This is a genomic window from uncultured Megasphaera sp., from assembly GCF_900539295.1.
Taxonomy (GTDB): domain Bacteria; phylum Bacillota; class Negativicutes; order Veillonellales; family Megasphaeraceae; genus Megasphaera.
Genome location: NZ_UQBH01000026.1, coordinates 12,293 through 36,979 on the forward strand (window position 1 = coordinate 12,293; position 24,687 = coordinate 36,979).

Annotated in this window: 25 protein-coding genes; 9 read left to right on the plus strand and 16 right to left on the minus strand. The window is 50.3% G+C overall.

What is annotated here, in order from left to right:
* Positions 1-6: 6 nt before the first annotated feature.
* Positions 7-537, minus strand: coding sequence for a DUF4446 family protein (locus QZQ46_RS08485; RefSeq protein ID WP_296828854.1), 531 nt, complete (start codon positions 535-537; stop codon positions 7-9).
* A gap of 29 nt (positions 538-566) precedes the next feature.
* Complete coding sequence (locus QZQ46_RS08490) at positions 567-1,418, minus strand: ParB/RepB/Spo0J family partition protein (RefSeq protein WP_296828856.1); 852 nt, start codon at positions 1,416-1,418, stop codon at positions 567-569.
* A gap of 161 nt (positions 1,419-1,579) precedes the next feature.
* Here QZQ46_RS08490 and QZQ46_RS08495 point away from each other — a divergent pair, with 161 nt between their 5' ends.
* Entirely contained in the window at positions 1,580-2,251 is a 672-nt protein-coding gene (locus QZQ46_RS08495; RefSeq protein ID WP_296828858.1) for a hypothetical protein, read from the plus strand.
* A gap of 87 nt (positions 2,252-2,338) precedes the next feature.
* On the opposite strand, the gene QZQ46_RS08500 is transcribed toward QZQ46_RS08495, so the two are convergent.
* Positions 2,339-3,622, minus strand: a complete 1,284-nt coding sequence (locus tag QZQ46_RS08500; protein WP_296828860.1) for an adenylosuccinate synthase — start codon at positions 3,620-3,622, stop codon at positions 2,339-2,341.
* A 286-nt stretch (positions 3,623-3,908) separates the two neighbouring features.
* Here QZQ46_RS08500 and QZQ46_RS08505 point away from each other — a divergent pair, with 286 nt between their 5' ends.
* The 6 genes from QZQ46_RS08505 to QZQ46_RS08530 all read left to right on the plus strand — a co-directional run bounded on the left by QZQ46_RS08505 (position 3,909) and on the right by QZQ46_RS08530 (position 10,001).
* Positions 3,909-5,027 carry an NADH:flavin oxidoreductase gene (locus QZQ46_RS08505; protein WP_296828862.1) on the plus strand — a complete coding sequence of 373 codons (1,119 nt, stop codon included), beginning with the start codon at positions 3,909-3,911 and terminating at the stop codon, positions 5,025-5,027.
* Between the two features lie 67 nt (positions 5,028-5,094).
* Positions 5,095-5,877 (plus strand): hypothetical protein, encoded by a 783-nt coding sequence (locus QZQ46_RS08510; RefSeq protein ID WP_296828864.1) that lies wholly within the window; start codon positions 5,095-5,097, stop codon positions 5,875-5,877.
* Complete coding sequence (locus QZQ46_RS08515; RefSeq protein ID WP_296828866.1) at positions 5,870-6,277, plus strand: GerW family sporulation protein; 408 nt, start codon at positions 5,870-5,872, stop codon at positions 6,275-6,277. The genes QZQ46_RS08510 and QZQ46_RS08515 overlap by 8 nt, the downstream gene beginning before the upstream one ends.
* Before the next feature lie 113 nt (positions 6,278-6,390).
* A complete protein-coding gene (locus tag QZQ46_RS08520; RefSeq protein WP_296828868.1) occupies positions 6,391-6,819 on the plus strand; it encodes an OmpH family outer membrane protein in 429 nt (142 codons plus the stop codon).
* A gap of 199 nt (positions 6,820-7,018) precedes the next feature.
* The gene (locus QZQ46_RS08525) at positions 7,019-7,339 is read left to right on the plus strand and encodes a metal-sensing transcriptional repressor (RefSeq protein WP_044503395.1); all 321 of its coding nucleotides are present in this window, start codon (positions 7,019-7,021) and stop codon (positions 7,337-7,339) included.
* Between the two features lie 13 nt (positions 7,340-7,352).
* Positions 7,353-10,001: a heavy metal translocating P-type ATPase gene (locus tag QZQ46_RS08530; protein WP_296828870.1), complete on the plus strand. Its 2,649-nt coding sequence runs from the start codon at positions 7,353-7,355 to the stop codon at positions 9,999-10,001.
* Positions 10,002-10,085: 84 nt separating this feature from the next.
* On the opposite strand, the gene QZQ46_RS08535 is transcribed toward QZQ46_RS08530, so the two are convergent.
* The 6 genes from QZQ46_RS08535 to QZQ46_RS08560 all read right to left on the minus strand — a co-directional run bounded on the left by QZQ46_RS08535 (position 10,086) and on the right by QZQ46_RS08560 (position 14,908).
* Positions 10,086-11,237, minus strand: coding sequence for a cell wall metabolism sensor histidine kinase WalK (locus tag QZQ46_RS08535; protein WP_296828872.1), 1,152 nt, complete (start codon positions 11,235-11,237; stop codon positions 10,086-10,088).
* A complete protein-coding gene (locus QZQ46_RS08540; RefSeq protein WP_296828874.1) occupies positions 11,224-11,931 on the minus strand; it encodes a response regulator transcription factor in 708 nt (235 codons plus the stop codon). The genes QZQ46_RS08535 and QZQ46_RS08540 overlap by 14 nt, the downstream gene beginning before the upstream one ends.
* A 122-nt stretch (positions 11,932-12,053) precedes the next feature.
* The gene (locus QZQ46_RS08545; RefSeq protein ID WP_296828876.1) at positions 12,054-12,722 is read right to left on the minus strand and encodes a DUF6803 family protein; all 669 of its coding nucleotides are present in this window, start codon (positions 12,720-12,722) and stop codon (positions 12,054-12,056) included.
* Between the two features lie 31 nt (positions 12,723-12,753).
* Positions 12,754-12,969, minus strand: a complete 216-nt coding sequence (locus tag QZQ46_RS08550) for a hypothetical protein (protein WP_225068608.1) — start codon at positions 12,967-12,969, stop codon at positions 12,754-12,756.
* Between the two features lie 103 nt (positions 12,970-13,072).
* Positions 13,073-13,918 carry a pantoate--beta-alanine ligase gene (gene panC, locus QZQ46_RS08555; protein WP_296828879.1) on the minus strand — a complete coding sequence of 282 codons (846 nt, stop codon included), beginning with the start codon at positions 13,916-13,918 and terminating at the stop codon, positions 13,073-13,075.
* A 27-nt stretch (positions 13,919-13,945) separates the two neighbouring features.
* Entirely contained in the window at positions 13,946-14,908 is a 963-nt protein-coding gene (locus QZQ46_RS08560; protein ID WP_296828880.1) for a bile acid:sodium symporter family protein, read from the minus strand.
* A gap of 445 nt (positions 14,909-15,353) precedes the next feature.
* On the opposite strand from QZQ46_RS08560, the gene QZQ46_RS08565 reads away from it, so the two are divergent.
* Positions 15,354-16,760, plus strand: a complete 1,407-nt coding sequence (locus QZQ46_RS08565; RefSeq protein ID WP_296828882.1) for a sodium:solute symporter family protein — start codon at positions 15,354-15,356, stop codon at positions 16,758-16,760.
* Positions 16,761-16,903: 143 nt separating this feature from the next.
* On the opposite strand, the gene QZQ46_RS08570 is transcribed toward QZQ46_RS08565, so the two are convergent.
* On the minus strand, positions 16,904-17,290 hold the full coding sequence (locus QZQ46_RS08570; RefSeq protein WP_296828885.1) for a helix-turn-helix domain-containing protein: 387 nt from the start codon (positions 17,288-17,290) through the stop codon (positions 16,904-16,906).
* Positions 17,291-17,457: 167 nt separating this feature from the next.
* On the opposite strand from QZQ46_RS08570, the gene QZQ46_RS08575 reads away from it, so the two are divergent.
* The gene (locus QZQ46_RS08575) at positions 17,458-17,748 is read left to right on the plus strand and encodes a hypothetical protein (protein ID WP_296828887.1); all 291 of its coding nucleotides are present in this window, start codon (positions 17,458-17,460) and stop codon (positions 17,746-17,748) included.
* Positions 17,749-17,854: 106 nt separating this feature from the next.
* On the opposite strand, the gene QZQ46_RS08580 is transcribed toward QZQ46_RS08575, so the two are convergent.
* From QZQ46_RS08580 to QZQ46_RS08605, 6 genes are all read right to left on the minus strand, one after another.
* The gene (locus QZQ46_RS08580) at positions 17,855-18,667 is read right to left on the minus strand and encodes a basic amino acid ABC transporter substrate-binding protein (protein ID WP_296828889.1); all 813 of its coding nucleotides are present in this window, start codon (positions 18,665-18,667) and stop codon (positions 17,855-17,857) included.
* Positions 18,668-18,811: 144 nt separating this feature from the next.
* Positions 18,812-20,443: a phosphoenolpyruvate--protein phosphotransferase gene (gene ptsP, locus QZQ46_RS08585; RefSeq protein ID WP_296828891.1), complete on the minus strand. Its 1,632-nt coding sequence runs from the start codon at positions 20,441-20,443 to the stop codon at positions 18,812-18,814.
* 21 nt (positions 20,444-20,464) lie between these two features.
* Positions 20,465-20,722, minus strand: coding sequence for an HPr family phosphocarrier protein (locus tag QZQ46_RS08590; protein WP_062411799.1), 258 nt, complete (start codon positions 20,720-20,722; stop codon positions 20,465-20,467).
* Positions 20,723-20,811: 89 nt separating this feature from the next.
* A complete protein-coding gene (locus tag QZQ46_RS08595) occupies positions 20,812-22,758 on the minus strand; it encodes a fructose-specific PTS transporter subunit EIIC (RefSeq protein WP_296828895.1) in 1,947 nt (648 codons plus the stop codon).
* Between the two features lie 63 nt (positions 22,759-22,821).
* A complete protein-coding gene (pfkB, locus tag QZQ46_RS08600) occupies positions 22,822-23,727 on the minus strand; it encodes a 1-phosphofructokinase (protein ID WP_296828897.1) in 906 nt (301 codons plus the stop codon).
* Entirely contained in the window at positions 23,724-24,485 is a 762-nt protein-coding gene (locus QZQ46_RS08605) for a DeoR/GlpR family DNA-binding transcription regulator (RefSeq protein ID WP_296828899.1), read from the minus strand. The genes pfkB and QZQ46_RS08605 overlap by 4 nt, the downstream gene beginning before the upstream one ends.
* Between the last annotated feature and the right edge of the window lie 202 nt (positions 24,486-24,687).

Consider the following 24,687-nt stretch of genomic DNA (forward strand, 5'->3'; position numbering starts at 1 on the left):
CCCTCTTTATTCGTCTGTATCCTTCTGAACAGCCTGCATGTCGCCGCTGTAATTCAACGCGTTATCCAAGCTTTCCTTTTCTTCTTCACTCATGCCGTAAAGACACTTGCCGTCAACGATAGGTTTTGCAAAAATACGGGATTCATTGCGGCCATAGACACTGGAAAGACAGAATCCGTCGTTTTTCCCGTCGAGTACCGTAAAGGCAAAGCTTAAATTATTGCCGATGTTGTCAAAGGCATTGTATTTAACGAAGCCGATTTTACGGAAGCAGTGATTCTGTACAGCCATGATATCTTTTTGAGTCTGATGAATCAAATCCAGGGTCCCCTGCAAATCATGCAGTTTTTCTACGTCGTCCCGCAGCTTTGCCTCAACGCTGGTCCCCGTTTCATCCTGCATAAAAAAGGTATACTTCGTTTCTAATTTTTTGATTTTCCAGTGTAAAAAGGCGATATAGACGAGCAAAATCAATAAAAGAAAACCGCCCATACCGGCAAGTGCCATCGCAGCGACCTGCATGTCAACATTAAACATTTTGTTCCTCCCGTAGATATACCAGTAGATTATATATGAAACGAAGAAAAGGCCGGCCGCCCAGGGCCTTCTTTTTCTTCGATAAGTATCGACATCAGCCGTTCAAATTCAGCTTCTGACGAAAATGAAATTTCAATTTTTCCCGTTCCCGCCCCTTGCCGCAAACGGATGGAGACGTCGGTTCCTAAGGCCATTTTCAGCTTGTCCCGGAGCAAATCAAGGTGAGCATCGGGTTCCGGTTTCGGCCCGGCCTCAGCCATAAGCCGGCGTACCAACGCTTCAGCCTTTCGGGCTGACAGCTCATGTTTTAAAATATAGAGAGCCGCCTGGCACTGCCTGTCCGCTGTCGGCAGCTGCAGCAAAGGCCTGGCCTGCCCCATAGACAGCCGCCCTTCGGTAATCAACCCTTTAATCTCCGGCGGGAGCTGCAGGAGGCGCACCATATTGGCCACATGAGAACGGCTTTTTCCCACTTTCTGTGCCGTCTGCTCCTGAGTCAGGCCGAATTCCTCCATCAACCGCTCATAAGCCAGACCTTCTTCAACGGCATCCAAATCTTCGCGCTGCAGATTTTCGATGAGGGCAATTTCCGCAGCTTCATCGGGGCTGTACTTGCGAACAATGGCGGGAATCAGTTTCAATCCGCATCGTTTCGCTGCCCGCAGCCGCCTTTCACCGGCAATGAGTTCATACTGACCGGGTCCTGACTTTTGGACGACAATAGGCTGAACTACGCCATGCTGACGGATGGACTCAGCCAGGGAATCCAAGGCCTCTTCGTTAAAAGAACGGCGCGGCTGTCGTGGATTGGGTACGATGCACTCGACAGCAATTTCAGTGATTCCTTCCTTTTTGACGGAATGACCGTCGCCTGCCACCATGGCCACCTCATTTCTATCGTAATTATTTTTAGGTCTATATTATAGTATATAGTCTATCACTCATTTAATCAAATATTTATTCGCTCATATTTCCACCATTTTTGTGAGAGTTATATGATATAATAAGAAAAAAAATATCTCATTCAGAAAGGATGCAACATATGCCACTATTTACAGATCCACTACAAAAAATAGACGCTTCCAGCGTCAAAGAATATGCCCAGCAGCGCGGTGCAGAAGAGCTTTCCGACGACATTGTAAATGAAGCCTGCCAGCGCGTCATGGAATTGGCGAAACCGCAGGCCTCCTGCCAGCAATGCTTCTATGACAATACGTCCCGCATGGTGCTCTGCGACAACCCCTTTCCCGTCAACAGCCCGACGGTAAGCCGCCTCATTGAAGACTCGGCTATCGTCTTGATGTATGCCGTCACCCTCGGCGAAGGCGTAGAACAAGAAATCGATAAGCTCTTCATGGATAAGGAAATCACCCGCGGTCTGGCCCTCGATTCAGCCGTAGCCGTAGCCACGGCAAGCTATACCAAGCAGCTCATCGATACCCTCGATGAAGCCAGTGCCGACAAAGGCTATAAAGCCGCATGGATGATGAACCCCGGCACCGGTGACTGGCCAGTCGGCCAGATGGCCAATATCGCCCAGGCTGTCCACGCAGAACAGATGGGCGTCTCCCTCCTTCCCAGCGGCATGCTCATGCCCCGCAAAACGGTGGCCGGTATGATCGGCCTTAATTTTGCCGAAGCCGGAGGCTGCAGCTCTTGCGGCGGTTCCTGCGGCGGCTGCGCCATGTCCGGTCACTGCGGAGACTTAGACTGATTTTTCAAAACTGAATATAAATTCCTATGCAAAGGGCCTGCCACTGATGTGGCAGGCCCTTTTTTGTTATAGTGTAATTCAGTTTATTTAAAAAATGGTTTTAAGGATAATGGTCTGACTGCGGTTCGGACCGACAGAAACGATGCCCAGGGGTACACCGACGAGTTCGCTGATTCGTTCGACGTAGTGACGGGCAGCTTCCGGCAGTTCATCATAGGACTTGCAGTCGGAAATAGACGTTTTCCAACCCGGCATATCTTCGTAAATCGGTTCGACGTTTTCAAGGACATCGAGGCTGGCCGGATATTCTTTCAGCTGCTGGCCTTTATATTTATAGCCCGTGCAGATTTTAATCGTATCCAGATCATCGAGGATATCGAGGCGGGTAATAGCCAAATAATCGAGACTGTTCAGCATGGCTGCATATTTTACGACAGCCGTATCGAGCCATCCGCAGCGGCGAGGACGACCGGTAACGGTACCGAATTCGTGACCCGTATTGCGCAGGTAGTCACCGATTTCATTGAGCTGTTCAGCCGGGAACGGGCCGGCACCGACACGCGTCGTATAGGCTTTGACGACGCCGACGATGTTTTCCATGCGGCGCGGACCGACACCGGAACCGGTGCAGGCACCGCCGGCCGTCGGGTTCGAGCTGGTAACGAAAGGATACGTGCCGTGATCCAGATCGAGCATCGCAGCCTGAGCCCCTTCAAAGAGGACTTTCTTACCTTCACTGACGTAGAGGTTGGCCGAGTAGTTCGTATCCTTTACATACTGGCGGATTTGGTCGGCATAACCGAGGTATTCCTTCAACACTTCATCGTAATCGAAGCCTTGGCAGCCGTAATATTTTTCAAAGAGACGATTTTTCAATTCAATATTGCTACGCAATTTTTCAGCAAAAACATCTCGGTCCATAAGATCGCCGATGCGAATGCCGACGCGGTTGATCTTATCGGCATAGCAGGGGCCGATACCATTTTTAGTCGTACCGATTTTAGCATCGCCCTTGATTTTTTCATCTTCTTCGTCGATGCGGACGTGGTACGGCATGATGACGTGTGCCCGCGTAGAAATTTCCAGCTTGCTGATGGTTACCCCTTTTGAAGTCATACATTCAATTTCTTCGAGGAGGACTTTCGGGTTGACAACGACGCCGCTGCCGATGATGCAGGTTTTGTCGGAAAAGAGGATTCCCGACGGCAAGAGGCGCAGTGCAAAGGACTTATCGTCAACGACGACCGTATGGCCGGCATTGTTCCCACCTTGGGAGCGGATGACGACGTCGGCTTTTTGGGCCAAATAATCTACGATTTTACCTTTTCCTTCGTCGCCCCACTGGGTTCCGATTACCATTGCTGTAGCCATGTATTCAACATCCCTTCATGAGTTGCAAAATTAACAAACACTTACATTATATCATAGGCCTCGTGGTTATGCCACTAAAAAGGCCGGACCTTTTACTCCTTTTTTACGTTTTTTGCCTTACTTAAGCATAATTTTCACATTTACAACGGACTTCGCGTAAAAAGAAAGTCAGAATGAGGACTTGAATCAACAATACATTTGCTTATTTCAACAAATATTGTATAATATGAAAATACCAAAGAAAAAACTGAAATTCAATTTTTATTACCAAGGAGAGATTTTTACCATGTTATTTGATACCTGTCGCATCGGCCGTATTGAAACGAAGTGCCGTATTATCCGTTCAGCAACTTTCGAAGGAATGGGACGTTATGGTTTGCCGACAGAAAATCTGACCAAAATGTATGAAAAGTTGGCAGACGGCGGCGCCGGTATCATCATCACAGGTATGATGGCTACCAACAAGATGGAGCCCCGTCAGCACTGCCAAATCCGCATCGACGACGATGAATGCATCGAACCCCTTGCTAAGGTCGTAAGCCACGTCCACGACCACGGCAGCAAAGTCGTCGCCCAACTCGTCGTCATGGGCTCGGCCATTCTCCTGCCGGAAGTTCCCGAAGGAGAAAGCCGCATCATCTTCAGCCCCAGCGGCGTTACCGAAAAGGTAGCTAAGTGGACCCAGGAATCGCAGGCCTTGACGGTCGATCAGATTCATGAACTGACCGAAGCCGTTGCCCTGGCAGCCAAGAGAGCACAGACAGCCGGTTTCGACGGCGTCCAATTTCACGGCGCTCATGGTTATCTGGCCAGTAAATTCTTATCGCCCCGCTTTAACACCCGCACCGATGAATACGGCGGCAGCTTAGAAAATCGGGCCCGCTTCCTCTTAGAAACCGTCGCGGCTATAAGAAAGGCCGTCGGCCCTGACTACCCGATCTGGGTCAAGCTGAATTGTGCCGATTTCATGGAAGAAGGCAGTCTTACTTTTGAAGAAAGCAAACAGGTCATGGCCTGGCTTTCCGAAGCAGGCATCGATGCCATCGAAGTCAGCGGCGGCAATACGTCGTCCCTTCCGCGCAAGGGACCGATTCGAGCCATTAAGCGCACGAAGGAGCCCATGTATTTCAAGAGCTACGCGGCAGAAGCAGCCGCCTTGTTAAAGGGTAAAACCGACGTCGGCGTCGTCGGCGGTTTCCGCAGCGCAGAAGAAATGGAAGAGGCCCTCAGCCAAACCGATTTGGCCTTCATTTCCATGAGCCGCCCCTTCCTTCGCCAGCCCGATCTTCCCAAGCGCTGGAGAGAAGGCGATACCGAACCGTCACTCTGCATTTCCTGCTCGCGCTGCTTCGGTGCCGAAAACGTAGACTGCATCTTCAATAAACGGGAAAAACAGGAAGCCTGATCTTTCCACTCCGATCAAACGATATGTAAGCAACCGATTGTGTCCGTACTAAAGAGGGGGGCTGGTCATGACGCTTATCGCCATTGCCGTCATACTATTCAGCACGATCCTGCTCATTTTATGTCTGCCTGTCACCTATGAAATCAAAGTCCATATCGGCCCGCCTTTCCATCTGGCCTTCCATGCCGGTTGGGGGCGGCAGCTGATTCGAAAATCCTGGTCCTATACCGTAGGCGAAGAGTTTCAAGATGAACTCTATATCCTTGGAAAAAAGGACAGCCCGTCACCGGAAAAAGAGTCGGCCCCGGTCGAAGAACCCCGGGGAAAGCCGCTGCAGGACGCCGCTGAGGAAATCCGAAAAACGGTCGATGAGGACCTTTCTTCTAAGGAAGATATCGAAAAAGAAGTCGAAAAGGCTGTTGAACAAGAGGTTGAAAAAGAACCTGACAAGGAAGCCGCCAAGGCCGCACCTGAAAAGAAGAAGGGCAGCCCCGGAGAGTGGATACCGCTCATCGTCAATACGGACTTCTTGGCAGCCCTTTTCACCTGGCTGTCCCGCCTTATCCGACACGGCCAGATACGTCATCTCACCGTATGCGGAGTCCTCGGTCTTACAGAACCCCATAAGACGGGGATCCTGGCCGGCTCCCTCTATGCCTTTTGCCCCGGTAATCTCGAAAACCTGCAATTCAACTTTTTAGAAGAACAGTACGACTGTACCGCCCATGCTTCAGGTCGCCTATATCCGGCAATACTCCTCTTGTTTACCATGCTATTTGCCTTGTCGCGGCCTGTGCGCCATATATTGATTCATTGGTTTGCTGTGAATAAGGAGACTCGCTATGGATAACTCGAATATCAAAAACAATTTGGAGCAAATTTTTGAAAGTTTCAGAGAAATGATCAAAGTGGAAACCGTCGTCGGCCAAGCGGTCCATATCGGCGACGCCATCTTGGTTCCCTTCGTCGACGTGACCTTCGGTTTTGGCTCCGGTGGGCTTAACGGAAAGACGGACAACGGCAGCAACAGTATCGGCAGCGGCGGAGGCGCCCGGCTGGAACCGGCAGCCATCCTGGTCATAAAAGGCGACCGTGTCGAAATGTTCTCCATCAAAAAAGGCGGCTATCAGGCATCGGCCTTTGAAAAACTCATCGCCATGGCCCCGGAAATCATCGATAAGATGAAAAAGGATAAGTACATTTACATCCACGACGAGGAAGAAGAAACAGAAAAGGCTGAAAAAGAATAATCTTTTCTTAGCCCTTTTGTTCATTATTGTATTTCTTAACTAAATTTGTTATAATATAATAATAATCATATTTAGTAGTTGAACCGCTCCGGCGGTATTAGGAGGAATAAATTATGAAATTAAAAAAACAGTTGGCATCCCTTGCCGTTATGGGTATGATGAGTCTTGCAGCTGCATCGTCAGCCTTTGCTGCCGGTGTCGGTTACGTTAATTTCGACGCTCTCGTCCAGGCACACAAAGACTTCCCGAAAGTCAGCGCTCAGATGCAGTCCGCCATTAAAGACGCTAACGACAAATTCGCTAAACAGGCTCCGAAGATGAAGACCGATCAGGAAAGACAGAACCTCGGCCGTGAATTGGCACAGAACCTCAGCCAGTTGGAAACGAAGCTCGTCGTTCCTATTGAAAAAGACGTCGTCGCTAAAGTCGAACAGGTCCGCAAAGAAAAAGGCCTCGACAGCATCGTCGCTCAGGGCGCTATCATCGCCGGCGCTGAAAATGCAACCGACGAAACGGATGCCGTCAAAGCTCTGTTAAAATAAAATCAGGATATTCAAGAGACTGTCACTATGTGGCAGTCTTTTTTTGTGCCTTCGCGCATTCCTTTCACGACCGCCGCTTCCCCTAATCCTTTCTGAAAAAAAATTTCAAAATCTATGATTTTCTCCATTGACATATACCCCCATTAGGTATATCATAACAATGTACCCCGAGGGGGTATCCAAGAAAGGAGAAATCGCAATGGAAGAAAAAGATGTCTGTCCCTGCTGCAATTCCGAAAAACATAAATACCGCAGCAAAGAGGGCAAGGAATATAAATCTCTCGTATCGCGGCTGAACCGCATCGAAGGCCAAGTCCGCGGCGTGAGAAACATGTTGGAAGACGATCGCTACTGCATCGATATTCTGACCCAAGTCAGTGCCATCCAATCGGCGCTGAACGCCTTCAATAAGGAGCTTTTAGGTCAGCATATCAAGGGCTGCGTCGTCGATGACATTCGCGATGGCAAAGACGAAGTTGTCGATGAACTCGTCGGGGCCTTGCAAAAACTCATGAAATAAAGGAGTGAGCCTAGTGAAACACGAAAAATTTACCATTACCGGCATGAGCTGCTCTGCCTGCTCAACTCGTGTTGAAAAAGCGGTAAACAAGCTGGACGGCATCGATAAAGCCAGTGTCAACCTCTTGACCAACAGTATGCAGGCCGATTACGACGAAAGCGTCGTCAGCCAGCAGGATATCATCAATGCCGTCGTCGACGCCGGCTACGGTGCAAGCCCAGCCGATACGGGCAGCAGTGCCCAGGCGGGAGCTCCGCAAAAGAGCGCCTCAGATATGGCCAAAGAAGAAATGAAATCGATGAAGCGCCGCCTTATCGGATCTATCATCTTCTTGATTCCCGTCATGTACATCGCCATGTACCATATGTTCAATGAATGGTTCGGCCTTCCGATCCCGGACTTCATCCATTATGCATTCCACGGACCTCAAAACGCCATTACCTTTGCCTTTACCCAGTTCTTATTGATTCTCCCCATCATGTACTTGAACCGCAAGTACTACATCAACGGCTTCCGAAACCTCTTTGAAGGGGCTCCGAACATGGACAGCCTGGTAGGCCTGGGGTCGATGGCAGCCGCCCTCTACGGCGTCTTTGCCATCTTCCGCATGAGCTGGGGCATGGGCCACGGCGATTGGGCCCTCGTCTCCCAGTACAGCATGAACCTGTACTTTGAATCGGCGGGCATGATCGTCACCCTCATCGATATCGGTAAGTACCTCGAAGCTCGGGCCAAAGGCAAGACCAGTACGGCTATCGAAAAACTGATGGACCTGGCACCGAAACAGGCAACGGTCCTTCGCAACGGTATCGAAATGGTCATTCCCGTCGAAGAATTAGTCGTCGGCGATGAAATCGTCATCCGCCCGGGCGAAAGCATCCCGGCCGACGGTATCATTTCCGAAGGTTCGACCAGCGTCGACGAATCGGCCATCACCGGCGAAAGCATCCCTGTTGAAAAACAGACCGGCGACAAGGTTACGTCGGCTACGATCAATAAAACGGGCTTCATCCACATCAAAGCCCAGCGCGTCGGTTCCGATACGACGATCAGCCAGATCATCAAACTCGTCGACGAAGCCAGCGCCAGCAAAGCTCCTATTGCCAAACTGGCCGACACCATTTCCGGCTACTTTGTCCCGGCGGTCATCGCCATCGCTCTCGTTACGGGCATCGTCTGGTACTTCGTCTTAGGATACAGCGCCGAATTCGCCTTCTCGACGGCCATTGCCGTCCTGGTTATTTCCTGCCCCTGCGCCCTGGGCCTGGCAACGCCTGTCGCCATCATGGTCGGCACCGGCAAAGGTGCTGAAAACGGCATCCTCATCAAATCGGGCGAAGCCCTAGAAACGGCCCATGCCATCGACACCGTCGTCATGGACAAAACGGGCACCATTACCGAAGGCCGCCCGAAAGTTACGGATATCCTCTCCTTTAAGGGCAGTGACGACCAGTTGGTCACCTTAGCCGCCGCCCTTGAAAAAGGCAGCGAACACCCCTTGGCAGAAGCCATCACCAGCTACGCCGCCGATCACGACCTCACAGGCAAGACGGCCAGCGATTTCAAGGCCCTCTTCGGCCGCGGCGTCCAGGCTGTCATCGACGGACAGACCTATTACGCAGGAAACATCCGCCTCATGGAAGAAGTCCACATCGACACGACAGCCATTACGGCAACCCTCAATACCCTGGCTGACGACGGCAAGACGCCGCTCCTCTTTGCCAATGAAAAAGAAATCATCGGCATCATCGCCGTCGCCGACGTCGAAAAAGAAACGAGCGCCGAAGCCATTGCCGACTTTGCCAAAATGGGCATCAACGTCGTCATGCTGACCGGGGACAACCAACGCACAGCCGAAGCCATTCGCCAGCGGCTCAACATTCCCCAGGTCATCGCCGGCGTCCTGCCGCAGGATAAGGAAAAACACATCGCTGCCCTCCAGGCAGAAGGCCATAAAGTCGCCATGATCGGCGACGGCATCAACGACGCACCGGCTCTGGCCAAAGCCGATTTAGGCATGGCCATCGGTGCCGGCACCGACGTCGCCATCGAAAGCGCTGACGCAGTCCTCATGCGCAGCGACCTTCTCGACGCCGTCAGCGCCATCCGCCTCAGTAAAGCCGTCATCAAGAACATCAAAGAAAACCTGTTCTGGGCGTTCTTCTACAACGTCATCTGCATTCCCTTAGCCGCCGGCCTCCTCTATCCGGCTTTCGGCATCCGCCTGAGTCCGATGATTGGTGCCGCCGCCATGAGTCTCTCGAGCTTTACCGTCTGCATGAACGCCCTGCGTCTGCGTTTCTTCAAAACGACGCACAGCTCCCGTGTTTCACGTGAAACACGTATCGATAAATCCCAGCCCGCTGTCACGGCAGCAGCAACCTCCCTTTCCGCAGACAACTCTGCTGAAGATAAATTACAAGTTTCTACTGTACCTCAGAAAGGAAATGATGAAACGATGGAAAAAACACTGAAAATCGAAGGCATGATGTGCCAGCACTGCCAAAACCATGTACACGAAGCCCTGTCCGCTATGGACGGCGTCACGGCTGTAACCGTCGACTTGGAAGGTAAAAAAGCCGACGTCACCCTTAGCAAAGACATCCCCATGGAAGACTTTGCCAAAGTCATTGCCGACGCAGGTTACGAATTAGTAAAATAAGGGCAACATCAAGAAAGGACTCATCCGAGAAATCAGATGAGTCCTTTTTTCTTACCCAAAATACGAGAACTCGGACCAAACAGTTTACGGAAGAGGAAGAATAAAGGTGAAGGTCGTCCCCTTGCCGACGGTACTGTCAGCCCATATATTGCCGCCGTGGCTGCGGATAAATTGCTGTGCCAAGGCAAGGCCGATGCCGCTGCCGCCGCTTTTGCGGTTCCGCGACTGTTCGCTGCGGTAGAAGTATTGAAAAATATGTTCTAAGTCTTTTGGTGCAATCCCTTTTCCCGTATCGGCAATCTGTACCTGAGCATACGATTTTCCGTCGACCGTAACGGCCAAAGTAGAAACGGTAATCGCACAGCCCTTTTCGATATAGCGAATGGCATTATTCAATAAGTTATAAATGACCTGATTAATGCGGTCTACGTCGATAACAAGAGACGGCAGATCACGGCTCAGGTTCAGCCGGACCGTCAGATTTTTTTCATCGCATAAGGGCTGGAGCATACCGGCCGCCCGTTCCAGCATGACGTTGATATCGGCCGCTTCTTTATGAAGGGTCAGTTCATTGATTTCTGCCAGGGATAAGTCACGAAGATCCTGAATGAGACGGCCCATGCGCATCGTTTCGTCGGCCATGGACAAGAGGATTTTTTTATCCGTCGGGATGATATCGTCGATCATGCCTTCTAAATTGCCTTGAAGGATCGCTAAGGGCGTCCGCAGTTCATGGGCGATGTTGGCAAACAACTGGCGGCGCATCTTGTCATTTCGAGCCAGTTCTTCCGACATTTCATTGAAGGACTCGGTCAGGACGCCGACCTCATCATGCCGCTCAACCGATACGGTCTGACCATAACTTCCGGTCCTGACTTTTTGAACGGCACCGGTCAGGGTCGACAAGGGGCGCATGATTTCCCGAACGACGAAGTAACTGACGACGACACTGACACCGATCATTCCCAGGCCGACCCATAACAGGGACTGATGAACGGCGGAAATATACGTAGACTCTGCCGGGCCGTGCATGGCCCCGTGCATACCGCCCATGTTCCCCATACCTCCCATGCCGCTCTGAGAATTTCCCATCATATGGGACATATTGCTGAGATACTGGGAAAAGTGGTTATCCATCTGGTTATTGACTAAGATGAGCAAAATCGAAATCGTCAACAGCAGGAGGATAAAGACCAGCCCGGTCAGGCGGATAACGATGCTGTCATACCGCTTCATGGCTGCCTCCTACGAATTTATATCCGATGCCGTATACCGTCTGTATATAGGAAGGCTGAGCCGGATTGGGCTCTAGTTTCTTACGCAGATTGCGGATATGGGTATCGATAGTCCGTTCATATCCTTCAAAACTGTAGCCCCCTTGAATCTTATCCATGAGCTGCATGCGGCTGAATACGCGATCCGGTGAAGAGGCTAATACTTCTAAGAGGCCGAATTCTGTCGGCGTCAAAACGATGGGCTGATTGCCTCTAAGAACGGTGAACTTCTCCTTATCGATCGTAAGGTCGCGAACCATATAAGACGTCGTCTGCTGCAGGACTTCACCGCGGGTACGGCGCAGCAGGCTATAGACGCGGGCAATGATTTCCTTGACGTGAAAGGGTTTGGTGACGTAGTCATCGCCGCCGATATTGAGCCCTACTAAGCGATCGGTCTCATCATCTTTCGCCGACAGAAAAATAATGGGAATGTCGCTGAACTGACGCGTCCGCCGGCAGACTTCAAAACCGTCCATACCGGGCATCATCAAATCGAGCAGCATGATCTGCGGCTTTTGGCTGCGCAAAATATTCAAGGCCTCCGTCCCGTCATGAGCGACATAGACGATAAACTGCTCCTGCTCAAAGTAGGAGCGGAGCAGGGCACAAAGCTTTTCATCGTCATCGACGATGAGAATAGAGTTGGTACGCAAAAAGGCTCACCTCCAAAATGTCTTTCTTTATATTGTACCATATGCCTCCTATAGGAGCGACCCCATCAAAAAAGGGACTGCCGCCGAAGCGGTAGTCCCTTTTCAATGACGATGTACAGGTCTTATTTATTGGAATCCATCTGATCGTGACTCATCTGGTCATGGTTCATCTGATTGTTGTTCATCTGATCGCTGCTCATCTGACCATTGCTCATCTGGTCATGATTCATCTGATCATGATTCATCTGACCGTGGTTCATCTGGCTGTGATCCATAGGCATATTCATATCCATCTGCATATTGTCATGCATCTGCATTTCCTGCTGTGTCGGAACGTAGCCGGCAAGCTTCGGATCTGCCATCCCAAAGACCATCGCCAAGTGGGTGAACAGGACGAAGAGGATCATGAGAACGATATGATTCTTAATCTTAGACGTAGAATCCTGGTTCTTAAAGATAATCCCCAATTCCTGCAAGAGAATCAAAACGGCCGGAATGACGCCGAGGACGTAAGCCCAAATCGAAACCATGTCGATGGGGCCGCGCCACTGAATGGTCGGAACGTAAGACGTGACGATATATACCGTCGCAATGATGAAGAATACCCCTAAAATGATGCCGCAGACGTGGCTCAGGCTGTCCCATTTTTCACTGCGGTGATCCTTGTAGAGCAAGGAAAAAGCACCGGATGCCAAAATCGTTTCAGCCAATACCATCGGTACCAGCATGAAGAGAATCAAAAACCAAGGTGAATGGAGCGATAAGAGCTCCATATAATGAGTCATTACCATAATATTAACTTCCCCCTTTTAAAACAAACGATTATCTCTGATAACCATGATGACCCATGTACGGGCCATGGCAATAGCCGTCGTTGTAGCCGTCGCCATTGTCACTGTAGTAACCATTGCCGTGACAGTAATAACCATTGTTGTAATAAGAAGAATCATTCTGGTCGGAATATGAATTGGCTGCAAAAGCAGAAAAACCTGCCATAACAGAAAGAGCCGCTACGATGAGCAATACCTTTTTCTTCATTACTATAACCTCCTTAAAAAATCACATTTCAATCTATGGTTAGAGTATACCAAAATGGTGCGAAAAAGATGTGGAGGAAATGTCAAGAAAATATAAAGATTTACTATTTTAAGATGATATTGTCGATGAGGCGGGTCTTGCCGATGCGGACGGCAATGGCCAAGAGGCTTTCACCGTTTACAGTCTGAATCGGTTCGAGGTCGGGGAAGGAAAAGAGGTCGACATAATCGATGGAGGCCATCGGTTCGCCTTCAATTTCAGCCGTGACGATTTTCTTCAGGGTTTCTACATCTTTTTCACCGCCGTCATAGGCTTCTTTCGCTTTTCTCAGGCTGCGGGAAAGGACCAAAGCCGCTTCTTTTTCAGATTCGGACATATAGGCATTGCGCGAACTCCGGGCCAAACCGCTGTCTTCACGGACGATGGGAACCATGTTGATATGGACGGGCAAGTTGAGGTCACTGACGAAACGGCGGACGACGACGACCTGCTGGGCATCTTTTTGGCCAAAGAAAGCTTCGTCTGCACCGGTAATATTGATCAGCTTGGTGACGACCGTAGCTACGCCGCGGAAATGGATGGGCCGCTGGGCACCGCAGAGCTTATGGGTAATATCACCGTCGACATTGACATAGGTGCAGTATCCCTTTGGGTACATTTCCGACGGTTCCGGATGGAAGACGGCATCGACGCCGACGCTTTCAAGTTTCCGGCAGTCTTCTTCAAAGCGGCGCGGATAGGCATCGTAGTCTTCGTTGGGGCCGAACTGGGTCGGATTGACGAAGACCGAAGCGATGACGACGTCACAGGCGGCCTTCGCCGTCCGCATCAGGGTCAGATGGCCTTCGTGAAGGGCACCCATGGTCGGGACCAGGCCGATGACCTTGCCGGCTTTTTTTTGTTCACGGGAAAATACCTGCATTTCTTTGACAGTACGGAAAATTTTCATGATAACAGACTCCTTTATACATTGAAATTATGCCACATGGGCCGTAGATTCTTTAACTCGTACTTCTTCGCCTTTTTCATCGCGGCGGGAGAAGTAGTTGGCAATGATAGAACCGGAAATATTGTGCCAGACACTGAAAATAGCTCCGGGAATAGCGGCTGCCGGGTTGAAGTACAGGACAGCCAAAGACGCTGCCATCCCTGAATTCTGCATGCCCACTTCGATGGCAACCGTCCGGGATTTACGCGAATCGAGTCGGAACAGTTTGGCCATGATATAGCCCAGAGCCAATCCGAAGGCATTGTGCAGGATGACAATGGCTGCCATGAGCAGTCCGACATCGAAGAGGCGAGATGCACTGAGGGATACGACACAGCCTACGAGGATGACAATCGTGATTACGGAGACGACGGGCATGGCCGGCAGTACCTTTTCAACGCCTCTGGCGAAGAAATGATGAACCCCTAAGCCCAGCAGCACCGGGACCAGGACCATTTCAGCAATGGAAATCATCATCGACAAGAAAGAAACATGAATCCAGGCGCCTGCCAAAAGCCAGGTCAGGGCCGGCGTAACGATCGGCGCCAATAAAGTCGTCGCCATAGTCATCGACACCGACAGGGCGACGTCGCCCTTAGCTAAATAGGAAATGACGTTCGATGCCGTACCGCCCGGGCAGGTGCCGACCAAGATGACGCCGATAGCCAGTTCCGGCGGCAGGCCAAACAGACTGACCAGTCCCCAGGCTACACCGGGCATGATGAGGAACTGGGCAAAGACACCGATGAGTACTTCCCACGGCCGTTTAAACACGGTTTTAAAGTCGTCTACGGTCAAGGTCATGCCCATGCCGAACATGACAATCCCCAGGAGCCAGCCGACATAGGGAGCCGCCCACTGCAGGGTCCACGGCCACAGGGCGCCGATGACACCGATGAGGACGACCAAAACCGCCATATTGCTGACCAGAAAATCACAACACTTTTTCAATCAATCTATACCTCCTGTCTTAGTTTCGGGGCAAAAGGACATAAAAAAATACCTTTCAGCTCGGACTGAAAGGTATGGATATCTGCAAACGTCACTTGGCATAGGACAGACCGTAAAACAATACACCGCCCTTGCCGTACCATGATGAGCAATCCTTCCTGTCTCGGTCTGAATCAGATCCAAGCAGATAATGAATCGATAGTAGACATAATAAAAGTATAACTCACATTGCGTGATGCTATCTTTTGCCTCGGCCGTATCATACCATATTTATAGGGCTTATGCAATGGCCCTGTCAAAAGACGGTCAAGGCTCTGAATAATCTATAAAATTCACTTGTCTTTCTCATCGTTTTATCCTATAATATTAACAATTATTGTCACACGTTGTTCCCTTGTAAGGAACTAGTGTTGCAAAATATCTGTAAAAAGGAGCCAAAAGGAAAATGTCGATTCAATTGTGTATTGTCATCTTATACATCATCTTATTATTTGCCATTTCCATGTATGTCAAACATCGGGCCAGTCAGAATCCGACGGAATACCTCTTTGCCGGCCGCAAATTTTCGACCGGCTTGGTCGCCGTCAGTATCACCGGCATGGCCGTCGGCGCCGCATCGACGGTCGGCGTCGCCGAAAGCGCCGTAAAAATCGGCTTAGCCGCCGGCTGGTACAATGCCGCCTGGGCCATCGGGGCCATCGTCATGGGCTTCGTCGCTGCCGGCAAGTACCGTTCCCTGAACTGTACGACCATTCCCGAACTCTTTGAACGGAGCTACGATAAAAAAGCCCGCATCATCAGCGTCATCGGCCTGTCGCTCATCATGCTCTGCATTACGTCCCTACAGTACGTTGCCGGCGGTTCCATCCTGCACGCCCTCATGCCGGATATTTTCTCCATGCAGGGCGGCATGATTACCAGTGCCATCGTCTTTGTCGGCATTACGGCTATCGGCGGCCTGTGGTCGTCGGGCCTTTCCAACATCTTAAGCGTCACCGTCATTTACTTGGGCATCATCTATTCTCTCATCCGCATCCTCCTCCGCGACGGCGGCATCAGCGGCATCAATGCAGCTCTTCCGGCAGCGGACTTCAACTGGTTTTCTCCCATGGGCGGCCTGTCCTTTGCCGTCCTCATGGGATGGATCATCGTCATGACGACCCAGGCCATCACCGCTCAGGGGCCGGTACAGATTGCCTGCGGCGCAAAAAGCGCTAAGGAAGCCCGTAAAGGCTTCATCCTCGGCGGCCTGCTCATCTTCCCCATCGGCTTCTTGTCGGCCATCTTAGGCCTGGCTGCCAAGGCACAGTTCCCGGACATCAACCCGACCTTGGCCCTGCCGCAGATCATCATGAGCCTCGATTCCTTTTCTTCCGGTATGACCTTAGCGGCCCTCTGGGCCGCCGACGTGTCGACAGCCTGCACCATTCTCCTCGGAGCGGGAACGCTCATCTCACAGGACGTATTTAAACGTTTTATCAAGCCTAATATGTCAGACATGACCTACGTCAAAGCCAACCGCCTGATCATCGTCATCATCGGCGCCGTCACCTTATTGATGGCCTTCTTTGCCGTCGGCATCGTAAAGGTCATGCTCATCGGCCTGAGCCTTACGACGGCCTTTACGCTGGTCTTCTTGTGCACCCTCTTTGCGCCGTCTCTGTGCCGCAAAAACACGGCCTTTTGGACGACCCTGGCCGGCATTGCAGGCCTCATTCTCTGGCAGTTATGCCCGGCCGTCCGCATACTGCCCCACGTCATCTACTTCGAATGGATCATCTGCATCATCACCTTGCTGATTGTCCGCCTCGTCGACAAAACACCGATCAACATGCCCGAATTAAAAGCCTAGTATGAACCCCGGTTAAAAACCGAGACAAGCCCGGCATCAACCAAAAAGAGAGAGTGTCATCCTTCCGATGACACTCTCTCTTTTTCTCTTCTGTAACTATTCTGCAAGGGCCTGCACGGATTATAAGGACACATAGTTCCCCCTCAGTCGGCCCGCTGATTGTAATCGCATTTTTGGCACTGGCTCAGCGCATGTTCATTATCATCCCGGTGGTATGCTCCGGACCATTTACAGATACTTTGCAGCAGGGGAACGGAAGATATGCCCTTAGCCGTCAGTCCGTATTCAACCCGCGGAGGAATTTCATCAAACTGCCGGCGCTCAATCATGTCATCGTTCATCAGTTCTTTCAGCGTTGCCGCTAAGACGGCATCAGTGATATTGGACATCTCTTTTCGTATCGAACTGTAGCGCAGCCTTCCTTTTTGGGCCAGCACACAGATGACCCTCGACTTCCATTTCCCGCCGAAAACAGACAGTCCGTATTCCAAAGGACATCGTATATCTTTTTCTAACTTCGGTTTGTACAACGTTCACGCCACCTCTCTCTCATTTTCATTATAGCAGTTCCTTTTTTACCTTCAAGTTACTATGAAAATGAATAGTAACTCATAAATTTGCTTATATCTTCTCATAGCCAAGTGTGAAGACTATAATGAAAAAGAGCTCACAGAAAACCGAAAGGGAGGAATAAACTATGAACGTAAAAGCTTATTTGGAAATTACCATGAAAATTGATGCAGCCAATCGCCCGGCAGCCGCTAAGGTATATACCGATTATCGCCAGCCCTTCCTGAGCACCATCGAAGGGGCCTTGACGAAAGACCTGCTCATCCGCGATGAAGACGTACAGGTACTCCACGGCTTTGACAGTACCGAACACGCACAGGCCTATCTTACAAGCGACCTCTTTAAAAACGACGTCTTCGTCGGACTTCAGCCTCTATGGACAGAAGACCCGGAAGTAAAAATCTATACGCTGGCATAATTTGGCCGAGATGGCAAGAAAAATCTGTCATTCAATAGAAAAGGAGCAGCCCCTGGAGGCTGCTCCTTTTTGTATTCCTGAGATTCCAGAAATTCCTCAGCTTACATTATTTTACGATAGCATCGGCACTGTTCGGGAGATCCGGCATATCCGTATTGAACCATTTTTTATAAAGGGCTTGGAATTCGCCGCTCTTCTTCAATTTTTCCATAGCGTCGTTTACTTGCTTCAACAATTCCTTATTATCCTTATTGATTGCAAAGGCCAAGTATTCCGGCTTGGTGTTGCTGATGTCGATGACGTCGAATTTACCCTTGCCGTCCTGGGTCAGGAAGTAATCGGCGACAGGTTTATCGATGATCGCTGCCGGCGAGCCGCCGACTTGAAGTTCCATAATGGCTTCCGAATTATTGTCAAACTGCTTTACTTGATATCCCTGTTCTTCGGCAAATTTAGCACCTGTCGTCCCGATTTGGACGGCAACCTGTTTGCCTTGAAGATCGGCTGCCGAATGGATGCCGCTGTTCTTCGGCGTTAAGATAACCAGTTTCGATTCATAGAAGGGGGCTGCAAAAGCAACTTTCTGGGCCCGTTCCGGCGTAACCGTCATGCCCGTAGCGGCAATATCCATATCGCCCTGCTGAATAATGGGGATAATGCCCGAGAAAGCAATATTATTAAATTCGACGTCGCGATTCATTTCTTTGGCAACGGCGCGGATCAAATCCATTTCAAATCCTTTGTATTCTGCCGATTGATCGCTGTCTTTAAATTCAAAAGGAACAAAGGTCGCATTGGTAGCGACGCGAAGCGGCTTATTAGCATCGCCGGCTTCTTTCTGACTGCTGCCGCAGCCTGCCAAGAGGGATGCTGCCAAAACACCTGTAAACAATGCAGTTACCACTTTTTTAATATCCATACCAATTCCTCCACCTGAAATGAATAAAAATTAAATTTGTTTTTATTATTATACCATTTTATACAGAAAAGTAAAGAGGTACTTGGCTAAATTTGGCGAATATATAAAAAAAACGCTGCCCCAAAGGAGCAGCGCTTTGATATATTATTTACTAAGGTCCAAAGAGCGGACTTTTTCACGAAGGGGCAGTACGGCCGGCGGGCTGACAGAAAGTTCATCTACGCCCATGCGCAGGAATGTTTCTGTCAAGGTCAAATCGGCGCCGAGTTCGCCGCAGATACCTACCCAGATACCAGCTTTATGGCCATTTTCGATGGTCATCTGAATCAATTTCAGGACAGCCGGATGATGGGGATCAAAGAAGGTATCAAGCTTGGTCTGCTGGCGGTCGATAGCCAGGGTATACTGGGTCAAATCGTTGGAACCGATGCTGAAGAAATCGACTTCTTTAGCCAGTTCTTCACTCATGACGGCAGCCGACGGCGTTTCAACCATGATACCGACTTCCATATCTTTATCATAGGCAATGCCCTTGTCATCCAATTCTTTGCGGACTTCATCCAAGATCTGTTTGCACCGCTGTACTTCCCAGACAGAAATAACCATCGGGAACATGATGGCAATCTTACCGTACGCAGAAGCGCGCAGCAAGGCACGGAGCTGGGTCTTGAACAAATCGACGCGGGTCAGGCAGATACGGATAGCACGCATACCCATAGCCGGATTTTCTTCCGGATCGAGATTGAAATAATCGACCTGCTTATCGGCACCGATATCGAGAGTACGGATGACGACAGTCTTGCCGTTAAGGGCTTCAGCAGCCTGTTTATAGGCTTCGAACTGCTGATCTTCCGTCGGATAATCGGGGCTTTCCAAGTAGAGGAATTCGCTGCGGAAGAGGCCGATGCCTTCGGCGTCGTTGGCCAAAACCTGCGGCAGGTTGCCCGGGTTGCCGATATTGGCAAAGAGATTGATCTTCTTGCCGTCTTTGGTAACCGTCGGTACACCGCGGACCTGTTCCAAAGCCTTCAGGCGCAGTTCTTCTTCCTTCTGCTTCTTCTTCATCAGGGCCATCGTTTCTTCATCGGGATTGATGTAAACATCACCCGTCGTCCCGTCGATAATAGCCATCATGCCGTCAACGTCGTTATGAAGCTGAGTTCCTGTGCTGACGACAGCGGCAATACCTAAGGTACGGGCTAAGATAGCCGTATGCGAGTTGGTGCTGCCGGCTGACGTAACGAAGCCAAGGATCTTATCGGTATCGAGCTGCAAGGTTTCGCTCGGTGCCAAATCATCAGCAGCAATGATAACCTGATCATAGTTACTGAAATCAATCCCCGGGCCGCCGCTGAGCTGCTGCTCTACACGACGGGAAATATCGAGAACGTCGGCTGCACGAGCCTGCATATAAGCATCTTCCATGGAGCGGAACATCTCAGCAAATTCTTGAGCAGTCTGATCAACAGCTGCTTCAGCATTCATTCTTTCATCGCGGATTTTCGTTTCAATACCTTCAACATAGTCATCGTCATCGAGCATCATCTGATGAACTTCAAAGACAGCCGCTTGTTCTTCACCGACTTTGTCTACAGCTTTAACATATAAGTCTTTCAGCTGGCTCATCGCTTCTTCACGCGCTTTCTGGAAACGCGCCAATTCTACCTCGACACTTTCAATAGGCCGAACGGCTGTAGAAATGGTATTGCGATGAAACAGTGCCAGCGGTCCGATACTGATACCGGAAAAGACACTTTTACCTTTTAACGTCAGCATCTGCTTTCCCCCTCAAAAATCTTAGAAGTTTTCCTTCAAGAAGGCTTCTACAGCACTTGCTGCCTGTTCTTCATCTGCGCCTTCTACCTGTACTTTGATGGCTTCACCCTGTTTTACCCCTAAAGCCATGACTGTGAAGATCTTTTTCAAATCGCCTTTACGAGCGCCTTTGAAAACGCTGATATTGGATTCAAATTTTTTAGCTTCTTTAACCAAGAGGCCAGCCGGACGAGCGTGGATACCCTGGGGATCAGTTACAACGAATTCAAATTCTTTCATGAAAAATTCCTCCTTCAGGAAATAAGTGTTTGGAATAGTTGAGATAAAACTCTATTATATAGTGTACTTGATTTATAGAAATTACGCAATTACTCTTGAGGACGTTTTTTGCGGAAAATTCCAAGAAGTATAGCCGCCACGATGACACCGACTACTAAAGAGACGATATACATGGGCCAATTGGTGATAACGCCGAATACGAAGATACCGCCGTGAGGTGCCGGAAGGGCGCAGCCGAAGAGCATGGAAAGCGAGCCGGCTACAGCCGAACCAATAGCGCAGGCCGGAATGACGCGAAGCGGGTCGGAAGCGGCGAAGGGAATAGCGCCTTCAGTGATGAAGGACAAGCCCATGATGAAGTTGGTAATCGTCGACTGCCGTTCTTTCGGTGTAAATTTATTTCTAAAAATCAGCATAGCCAGGGCGATTGCCAAAGGCGGAACCATGCCGCCGGCCATGACCGAAGCCATGATGCCCGAACTGACCGCCTGACCGGTAGCACTCATGAGCGATGCCGTGCCAAAGACGTAAGCCGCCTTGTTGATAGGACCGCCAAAGTCGATGGACATCATGCCGCCGAGGACGAAGCCGAGAACGATGCGGCTCGAAGTGGTCATGCTGTTGAGGCTGTCGAACAACCAGGTATTAAAGACAGCTGTCGGCGGATTGATGACAAAGGTCATGATAAGGCCGATGAGAATCAGGCCGAAAACCGGGTAGAACAGGATGGGTTTAGTGCCTTCCAAGGATTCCGGCAGGACCGACAGAGCTTTTTTCAATAAGATGACCAAGTAGCCGGCAATGAAGCCTGCAAAGAGGGCGCCGAAGAACCCGGAGCCGCCAGTAGTCGCCAGGAAGCCGCCGACGATACCGGGCATGAGAGCCGGCCGTTCACCGATACTCATGGCGATATAGCCTGCCAGGATCGGCATCATCATGCTGAAGGACAGGCCGCCGATATTTTTCAAAAGGGCGGCTACGGGAGTCCCGCTGCCGAAGTTGGCTGCACCGGCATTATCCATATCAAAGAGGAAGGCCAGGGCGATGAGAATACCGCCGCCGATAACGAAGGGCAGCATGTGAGATACGCCGTTCATGAGGTGCTTATAAATCTGACGGCCGACGCTTTCTTTTTCGGCACTTTCAATAGCAACCGATTCAGAAGACGAGTCCGTTCCCTGATAAACGGGAGCCTTGCCGTCGAGGATGGTCTGGATCAGTTCTTCCGGAATCTTGATGCCGTTGGCAACTTTGGTAAAGATGACCTTTTTGCCGGCAAAGCGCTGGACCGGTACGTCCTTGTCGACGGCGACGATGACGCCGACGGCCCGTTTAATATCGGCCTCGGTCAGGTGATTCTTTACCCCGCCGGAACCGTTGGTTTCAACTTTAATGTCAACGCCCATGGCAGCCGCCTTGTTTTCTAAAGCTTCAGCAGCCATGTAGGTGTGGGCAATGCCCGTCGGGCAGGCCGTAACGCCGATGACGAAGGGACGATCGGACGGAGCGGCTTCAACCGGTGCTTCAGACACGGACTCTTCTGATTCAGCAGCAGCTTCGGCAGCTTCCGCTTCAATCTGTTCCGCTTCGGCCTTGTCGATAATAGAAAGGTATTCTTCCGGAGTCTTGGCCTGCATCAAAGCATCGCGGAAATCGTCATCCATCAGCATACGGCTCAAACGGCTCAAAACTTCCAAGTGGACATTGGCGCCGCCGGCCGGAGCTGCGATCAGGAAGAACAGGTGAGCCGGTTCATCGTCCAGGCTTTCATAGTCGACGCCGTCACGGACGATCATCGAAGCCAGGCCCGGTTCGTTTACCGCTTCCGTCTTTGCATGAGGAATGGCAATGCCTTCGCCGATCCCCGTACTGCCTTCAGCTTCACGGGCCAAGACCCGTTCCTTGTACAATTCCTTGTCATTCAAATTGCCGCCGGCATCCATGAGGTCGACTAAGTGGCCAATAGCCGCCGTCTTATCGGCAACAGCGGCGTTAAGGTCAATGCTCTGCTTCTTGAGTAAATCCACAATACGCATATACATCTCTCCTTCTCTCTTAAATTCTCTCTATACAAACTTTCTAATCCAAAAATATATTTTTTATAACTGAGTATAAATGTCTCGGATCTGAGCTTCCGTAGCCAGCCATTCGTTAAAGGCTGAAGCGCTGCCGGCACTGATACCCATTTTCAAAGCTTCGTTCAAGTCACCCTTGGACGATTCAAATCCGGCAAGGAATCCGGCTACCATGCTGTCGCCGGCACCGACGGAATTGACCAGGGTTCCTTTCGGAGACGGCCGGCGGTATACCTTACCGTCTTCACCGAGGAGCAGAGCTCCGTCACCGCCGAGGGAAACCAGGACGTTTCTGGCACCCATAGCTTGAAGCTGTTTGGCGCAGACGACGATTTCTTCATCCGTATGAAGGTCGACACTGAATAATTCGCCTAATTCAAAATTATTCGGCTTGATGAGGAACGGTCTGTATTTGATGACGTTTTTAAGGAGATCCCCCGTAGCATCGACGACGACGCGAATATCCCGACCCTGGAGGCGTTTCAAAATCTGTTCATAAATGTCGTCGGGAATGTCACTGGGAATGCTGCCTGCCAGTACTAAGGTATCGCCATCGGCAATAGCATCAATCTGAGCCAGGAGGGCATTCAGTTTATCTTCGGGAATATTCGGGCCCATGCCGTTTACGGCCGTTTCATCGTCGGCACTGACCTTAAGGTTAATGCGCGAGCATCCTTCGTCAAGGAGGATGAAATCCGTATCTCCGCCGTTTTCCTTAGCCAGACGTTCGATTTCTTTTCCCGTAAAGCCGGCTACGAAGCCGAGCATCTTCGACGGGATATGAAGATTGCCCAGAACCAGTGATACGTTGATGCCCTTGCCGCCGGGATAAATCATTTCCTGCTCTGCCCGGTTGATATCACCGGCAGTAAACTTTTTCATATGGACGACATAATCTAAAGATGGGTTGAACGTAACTGTATAAATCACAGGATATGCACCTCCGTAATTTGCTGATACGGCGCGTAGTCTATGCGTTCGTCTTCCCGTGCCGTAATCAGCGTAACCATTGATAACTCTGCAAATGTAATATGTGAAGATAAGCCGAACTTACTGGCATCGGCTAAAACAAAACGGTCCAGGCACTGACCTAAAGCAGCTCTCTTGCAAACGGCTTCTTCCTCGTCCGGCGTCGTACAACCGGAATGGAGGGCAACGCCATTGGCACCAAAGAATCCTTTAGTAAAATGGTAGCGGCTGATCATATCCCGCATCTCACTGCCGACAATGGCTTCGGTATCGCCCTTCACTCTGCCCGGTACGATATAGACTCTATTGCCGATCCGACCCAATTTTTGGGCTAAAGGGATACTGTTGGTCACAAAACTTGCTTCAGAACCTGCCAGGAAGTCTACGAGTTGTTCTGTCGTCGAACCGGCATCGAGATAGACAAAGTCATCTTTGCGTATCATCGTCGCCGCATACTGAGCGATACGACGTTTTTCATTCATATGAAAGGAATACTTATCCTGTAAGTTTTCCATATCCGCTTCATATAAAGAATCGTCGCGCAGCGTCGTCGCCCCGCCATGGACGCGGCGAAGCCGCCCTTCCCGGTCGAGTGTCAGTAAATCTCGGCGAACTGTCGATTCTGAAATATTCAAAAAACCTACTAAATCTTGAACAGAAACGGCTCCGCTCGTGTTGACGAGCTGCATTATTTTTTCATGTCTTTCTTCCGTCAGCATGGCATCACTTCCTTTTTCAGCCTCCTCTCGCATATTATATCGTTATTTTCAATCATTTTCAATCAAATACGTTCATTATAATTAAAAAGCAATCAAATTCCTTCATTTATGTACTCAAGTCATTCAAGTGATTTTATTCACATAATTACAATCAAAACCACCAGTTTAACTGGTGGTTTGCTCAGGCCCTATAAGGGCCTAT

Coding starts and splice junctions, on each gene's coding strand:
- QZQ46_RS08485 (WP_296828854.1), bottom strand. CDS start 537: ATGTTTAATGTTGACATGCAGGTCGCTGCGATGGCACTTGCCGGTATG.
- QZQ46_RS08490 (WP_296828856.1), bottom strand. CDS start 1,418: ATGGTGGCAGGCGACGGTCATTCCGTCAAAAAGGAAGGAATCACTGAA.
- QZQ46_RS08495 (WP_296828858.1), top strand. CDS start 1,580: ATGCCACTATTTACAGATCCACTACAAAAAATAGACGCTTCCAGCGTC.
- QZQ46_RS08500 (WP_296828860.1), bottom strand. CDS start 3,622: ATGGCTACAGCAATGGTAATCGGAACCCAGTGGGGCGACGAAGGAAAA.
- QZQ46_RS08505 (WP_296828862.1), top strand. CDS start 3,909: ATGTTATTTGATACCTGTCGCATCGGCCGTATTGAAACGAAGTGCCGT.
- QZQ46_RS08510 (WP_296828864.1), top strand. CDS start 5,095: ATGACGCTTATCGCCATTGCCGTCATACTATTCAGCACGATCCTGCTC.
- QZQ46_RS08515 (WP_296828866.1), top strand. CDS start 5,870: ATGGATAACTCGAATATCAAAAACAATTTGGAGCAAATTTTTGAAAGT.
- QZQ46_RS08520 (WP_296828868.1), top strand. CDS start 6,391: ATGAAATTAAAAAAACAGTTGGCATCCCTTGCCGTTATGGGTATGATG.
- QZQ46_RS08525 (WP_044503395.1), top strand. CDS start 7,019: ATGGAAGAAAAAGATGTCTGTCCCTGCTGCAATTCCGAAAAACATAAA.
- QZQ46_RS08535 (WP_296828872.1), bottom strand. CDS start 11,237: ATGAAGCGGTATGACAGCATCGTTATCCGCCTGACCGGGCTGGTCTTT.
- QZQ46_RS08545 (WP_296828876.1), bottom strand. CDS start 12,722: ATGGTAATGACTCATTATATGGAGCTCTTATCGCTCCATTCACCTTGG.
- QZQ46_RS08550 (WP_225068608.1), bottom strand. CDS start 12,969: ATGAAGAAAAAGGTATTGCTCATCGTAGCGGCTCTTTCTGTTATGGCA.
- panC (WP_296828879.1), bottom strand. CDS start 13,918: ATGAAAATTTTCCGTACTGTCAAAGAAATGCAGGTATTTTCCCGTGAA.
- QZQ46_RS08565 (WP_296828882.1), top strand. CDS start 15,354: ATGTCGATTCAATTGTGTATTGTCATCTTATACATCATCTTATTATTT.
- QZQ46_RS08575 (WP_296828887.1), top strand. CDS start 17,458: ATGAACGTAAAAGCTTATTTGGAAATTACCATGAAAATTGATGCAGCC.
- QZQ46_RS08580 (WP_296828889.1), bottom strand. CDS start 18,667: ATGGATATTAAAAAAGTGGTAACTGCATTGTTTACAGGTGTTTTGGCA.
- ptsP (WP_296828891.1), bottom strand. CDS start 20,443: ATGCTGACGTTAAAAGGTAAAAGTGTCTTTTCCGGTATCAGTATCGGA.
- QZQ46_RS08590 (WP_062411799.1), bottom strand. CDS start 20,722: ATGAAAGAATTTGAATTCGTTGTAACTGATCCCCAGGGTATCCACGCT.
- QZQ46_RS08595 (WP_296828895.1), bottom strand. CDS start 22,758: ATGCGTATTGTGGATTTACTCAAGAAGCAGAGCATTGACCTTAACGCC.
- QZQ46_RS08605 (WP_296828899.1), bottom strand. CDS start 24,485: ATGCTGACGGAAGAAAGACATGAAAAAATAATGCAGCTCGTCAACACG.